At 44.9% G+C, this 5533-nt stretch carries 4 protein-coding genes; all 4 read left to right on the forward strand.

Annotated features, from left to right (window positions below; all coding sequences use genetic code 11):
* Positions 1-72 precede the first annotated feature (72 nt).
* Entirely contained in the window at positions 73-1161 is a 1089-nt protein-coding gene (locus VN429_RS10615; RefSeq protein ID WP_325633102.1) for a FecCD family ABC transporter permease, read from the forward strand.
* The gene (locus tag VN429_RS10620; RefSeq protein ID WP_325633096.1) at positions 1155-1976 is read left to right on the forward strand and encodes an ABC transporter ATP-binding protein; all 822 of its coding nucleotides are present in this window, start codon (positions 1155-1157) and stop codon (positions 1974-1976) included. Before VN429_RS10615 ends, VN429_RS10620 begins: the two co-directional genes overlap by 7 nt.
* Positions 1977-3812 (forward strand): ABC transporter ATP-binding protein/permease, encoded by a 1836-nt coding sequence (locus tag VN429_RS10625; protein ID WP_325633098.1) that lies wholly within the window; start codon positions 1977-1979, stop codon positions 3810-3812.
* Positions 3809-5533, forward strand: a 1725-nt coding sequence (locus tag VN429_RS10630; protein WP_325633100.1) for an ABC transporter ATP-binding protein, incomplete at its 3' end; no start/stop codon positions are given. The genes VN429_RS10625 and VN429_RS10630, both read left to right, overlap by 4 nt.

Raw genomic sequence — 5533 nt, forward strand, 5'->3', positions numbered from 1 at the left:
AACCAAGAAGCACATACCTGTACTGAATTGTCTCCATGCGGTGGATGGAGTCTGTCGGGGTATAATAAGCGCATGAGTCAACTAGAAAACCAGCTTCCTCATAAGGAAAAGGAAAAAATTGGGATAAAAACAGCATACGGACAATACCATTCGAGAAAGGTACTGTTCCTGATATCGATAATCGCCGGAATAATTATCCTTGTCGGCATCGCTGCATCATTTGGCTCATACGACCTCTCCCTTACAGAGGTATATACAACAATTCTGGCAGGTATCTTTCCAAGTCTTGGACTCCCTGAATCTGTAGCAAGTACAATTATATGGGAAATTCGTCTCCCCAGGATTGCCATGGCAATCGTTTCAGGTGCAAGCCTTGGCGTTGCAGGAGCTATCATGCAGGGAGTGCTTCGCAATCCTCTGGCAGAACCGTTCACTCTTGGGATCTCTTCTGCTGCTGCGATGGGGGCATCACTTGCAATAATTGGCGGCCTTAAATTTTTTGGCTCTTATAGCGTGGTAATCAACGCGTTCATCAGTGCTTTTTGCGCTACCATGATCATTTACACAATCGCAAAAAGCAAGGGAATGACACCTGAAGCAATCATTCTGGCAGGAATTGCCATTATGTTTCTGCTTGATGCAGTTACTTCATTTACCCAGTACCTGGGAACTGCAGAGCAGGTCCAGGCTGTTGTTTTCTGGATGATGGGAAGCGTTTCAGTTGCTAGCTGGGATACAGTTGGAATTGTTTTTGTAATTGCTGCAGTCTCAATTCCATATCTTGTCCTGAAAGCATCTGATATTACAATTATCGGTGCCGGTGATGAGACTGCCCATAGTCTAGGTGTGAATGTTGAACATGTCAGGATGAGGACACTGGTCTTTGGTGCTCTTCTGACTGCATCGGTCACAGCATTTTGTGGCATTATCGGGTTCGTCGGGCTTGTTTCTCCCCATATTACACGGATGATCATCGGAGGAGACAACAGATATGTCATACCCGGCTCTGCTCTTGTCGGAGGAATACTGCTCCTTGGAGCTGATACTGTAGCAAGAACTATCCTTGCACCTATGATCCTTCCAGTTGGAATTATGACAGCATTTGTTGGAGTTCCCTTTTTTATGTATCTGTTTATGCGAAAGAGGAAAGAATTATGGTAAATGTTGATCTTAACAAAGTCTGTTTCAGCTATCCCGGGGCAGACATCCTGCATGATGTAACCTTTTGCATAGGTCCTGGCGAAATGACCGGGCTTATCGGGCCAAATGGATCCGGAAAAAGTACACTCATCAAATGTATTGATACGATTTTAAAGCCAAGGGGTTCTATCCTCCTTGATGGTAAAGAAGTATTAAAGATGGACCAGGTAGAGAGGGCAAAAACCATCGGACTTGTTCCTCAGCAGGGAACAAGTGCCATGGATTCTACTGTTTTTGAGACAGTATTAATGGGAAGAAGGCCGCATTCTGCCTGGAGAATAAGTGATGAAGATATAGACAAGGTTGCAGATACGCTCGAACGTCTCGGCATTGGAGATATGGCTATGAAAGATTTTGCATGCCTTTCAGGTGGGCAGAAACAGATGGTTCTCCTGGCCCGGGCAATCTGTCAGGAGCCGGAAGTTCTCCTGCTTGATGAACCAACATCTGCCCTTGATATCAGGCATCAACTTGAGGTACTTGAGATTGTAAACGATCTCGTCAAGGAGAGGAAGATGTCTGCTATCATTGCACTCCATGATCTCAATCTTGGTGCCAGGTATACCGATTCAATGGTGATGCTCCGTGATGGGAGGATCTTCTCTGCAGGGAAGGCCGAAGAACTGTATACACCTGAAATGATCGAGGAGGTGTACGGGGTGACAGCAGAAGTCATAATTGTACATGGAAAACCTCATGTTGTTCCATTACGTCCGGTAAAAAATAATTCACCTGTATCAGGTCTCGTCTCTTCTGAGCAGGAGATACCAGCCTAAATGGCACATGAGCAACCTCCTGAACCGGGATTTGTTTCAGGAGAAACCGGAATAAGACGCATAATTTCCCTATGTATTGACTTACGGCTCATCAGGCTCATTCCTGGTCTTGGAGGACTGGTCACGAGAACGTTTATCACTGCTCTCGTCAGTTCAGTCTCATCCATTTTGATCCTTTTCTTTGTCAGCTCATTCGTATCTGGGATGATTGATGGAAAATCTCCGGCATCAATGCTACCTGAAATCTTTGGGATGGTATTGCTCCTTCTGATACGGATTGTATCAGAGGTAGCACGTGAACGGTCTGCACATGCAACTGCCGGTGTTATGAAAAAAGCTGTCCGTACACGAATGTACGAGCATCTTCTCAAACTCGGGCCAGGATACACTGACCGGAATGACTCTGGATCAATTGCTGCAACGTTTGTTGATGGTACCGAACAACTTGAACAGTACGTTGCGTACTACATTCCATACATTCTGCTCTGCATGATTTTCCCGGCAGCCTTGTTTATAGGATTTGTATTCTATGTCAATCTGATAACGGCCCTCATTCTTCTCTGCTTTGTTCCTCTTGTACCGGTGATGATCATGATCACAAATCGGGGAAGAACACATAACAGACGGGATGTCTGGCGTGAATATAAAGGATTGAGTGCATTTTACTCTGAAAGTCTTCAGGGTCTGCCAACACTCAAACTCTTTAACCAGCAGACAGCACGGGCAGAAGAGATCAGGATAAAAGCTGAACGTCTGAGCGAAACCTGGGTCCGACGGCTCAGGATAGGATTGCTCGTCAGTTTTGTTGCAGATATGGTTCCATATCTTGGATATGGAGCAGCCCTGCTCTACGCTTGCATCAGTCTCAGTCAAAAGACGATGAGCACATCACAGGTAATGCTTGTTCTTCTTCTCGGTTCGGTCTTTTACGAGCATGTGATTCATTTAAGCCAGTATTATCACAACAGCGTAAATGCAAAAAGTACTATCAACGCTATCATTGGAATAATTGAAGAGACACCAACAATTACCGAGCCTCAAAATGCCTCACAGATATCAGTACCACTTGTGCCTTCAATCAGATTTTCGCATGTCACATTTTCGTATGAACCAAACCGGCCTGTTTTATCAGATTGTTCTTTTACAGTAAACAGCGGTGAGATGGTAGCCCTTGTTGGCGCATCTGGTGTCGGAAAAAGCACTGTTGTTGATCTCCTCTTCAGGTACTATAATCCTGACAAAGGAAGCATCGAGGTCTGTGGCCATAATATCCAGGATCTTCCTTTGGAATTTTTAAGGCAGCAGTTATCACTTGTTTCTCAGGATACCTATCTCTTCTATGATACTATCAGAAACAATCTCCTCTTTGGGTGTCCTGATGCTACAGAAGAAGAGATCAACAAAGCACTAAAAATTGCACGTCTCGATTCATTTATCGATTCACTCCCTGATGGGCTTGAGACCATAGCCGGAGAACGTGGTCTACGTCTCTCTGGCGGAGAGAGACAGAGAGTTGCAATAGCTCGGGCGATTTTGAAAAATGCTCCACTTCTTATTCTTGATGAGCCCACAGCAAGTGTGGATGCCGAAAGTGAGCGGCACATCAGAATCGCACTGAAACATATTCTTTCAGGAAGAACTGTCCTCGTCATTGCACACCGGCTCAGTACTATCAGGGATGCTACTCGAATTTTAGTCATGGAAGACGGGTCTATCGTGGAATCTGGAACTCATGATGAACTCATATCTGCAGATGGGAAATATGCTGCTCTTGTCAGGGCACAGGAACTAGCAGGAGGAGAAGCATATTCCCGGGTGAATGGAGATCAGGCATGAATTCAAAAAGTGCGTATCTTCGACTGTTTGAGGTTTTAAAACCCCAAATACCGATACTTTCCGGAGGAGTGATTGCAGAGATTCTCAAGTATGGTGTCACACTCTGGATCGGACTTCTTGGTGTTGATCTTCTGAGGATGGCACGATCAGGGCAACCTTCAGATCTCCTCGTTCCTGTTGGGCTCCTTATATTCGTACTCGCCGTGGTGAGAGGAATCTGTGGATATTTAAGTCCCTTTCTCTGTCATGTCGGGGCCTATCGGCTTTTAGCAGATCTTCGGGACCAGTTTTACCGGACCATTGAACCCCTGGCTCCGGCAGCACTGATGCAGAGAAGGACAGGGGATATTGTTTCAGTTGCAGGAAATAATATTGAAACACTTGAGCTCTTCTTTGCACATACCATAGCACCAATGGTAACAGCGATCGTCATACCCATCCTGGTATTTGTTTCGCTCTTAAGAATTCATCTCATAATATCCCTGGAATATGCCGCTCTTACCTGTTGTATAGCATTACTTCCCACATTAGCCTTATATCTCAATGAAAAACAGGGAAATATTCTTCGTGAGATGATTGGAGGAATTAATTCATTTTTAATTGACAGTGTCCAGGGTATTCGTGAGATCCTTGCATTCTCTAGAGCACAATCGCGAACCGAACAGGTAGTCGCTCTCAATGATCAGTACCAGGATGAATATGGAATATATGTCAAAAAGAATGGAATTATCACTTCAACATTTCTGCTGATTCTTTCAGGTGGAGTCATCTTCCTCCTGGCAAATTCTTCCATTTTTGCGGCACGGGGAGAGATTAATTCATTGGATCTCCCAATTGTTGTTCTCTTTGCATCACTTGGATTCAGTTCGATGGCTAATATCGTTGATATTTCAAAACAGTTCAGCCTCACCTTTGCAGGAGCAAAACGACTGTATGATCTCATGGATATGGTTCCCACAGTCCAGGAACCAACTCATCCGGAAAATCCGTTTTATATTGACCCATCAGTCCAGGTTGAGCATGTGTCATTCAGGTATGGAAAGGATCAGCCGACTGTGCTTAATGATATCTCATTTACCATAGAGGAAGGCAAAACCGTTGCAATTGTCGGAATGACCGGGGCAGGAAAAACAACGATTTCGCATCTTGTTATGAGATTCTGGGATCCACAATCCGGTGTTATCAGGATCGGGGGATATAATATTCAGAATCTCTCCCAGTTCCGTCTCAGGGAGACGATAGCCATGGTGACACAGGATATCTTCCTGTTAAATTCTTCAATCCTTGAAAATATCAGGCTCGGCAGGGCTGATGCAACTGATGAAGAGGTTATTGCAGCCGCCCGGGTCGCCCGGATTCATATGTTTGTCTTATCACTTCCAAAAGGGTATGACACTCTCGTAGGTGAGCGTGGAGTACGTCTTTCTGGAGGAGAAAGGCAGAGAATTGCTATCGCAAGAGCAGTACTGAAAAATGCTCCGATCCTGATAATGGATGAAGCAACATCAGCTCTTGATACCTGTACTGAGCTTGAAATAAGGGAAGCACTCCGTGAACTCAGTTCTGGCAGGACAGTTCTGATTATTGCCCACCGGTTAAGTACCATAGTTCATGCAGATCAGATCATCGTTCTTAAAGAGGGGAGAATAGTTGAGCAGGGGACTCATGATGAGTTACTTACTAAAAACGGGGTGTATGCGTCGTTAATATCAGCACAGGAG

The sequence above is a fragment of the Methanospirillum sp. genome (assembly GCF_035560735.1).
GTDB lineage: Archaea > Halobacteriota > Methanomicrobia > Methanomicrobiales > Methanospirillaceae > Methanospirillum.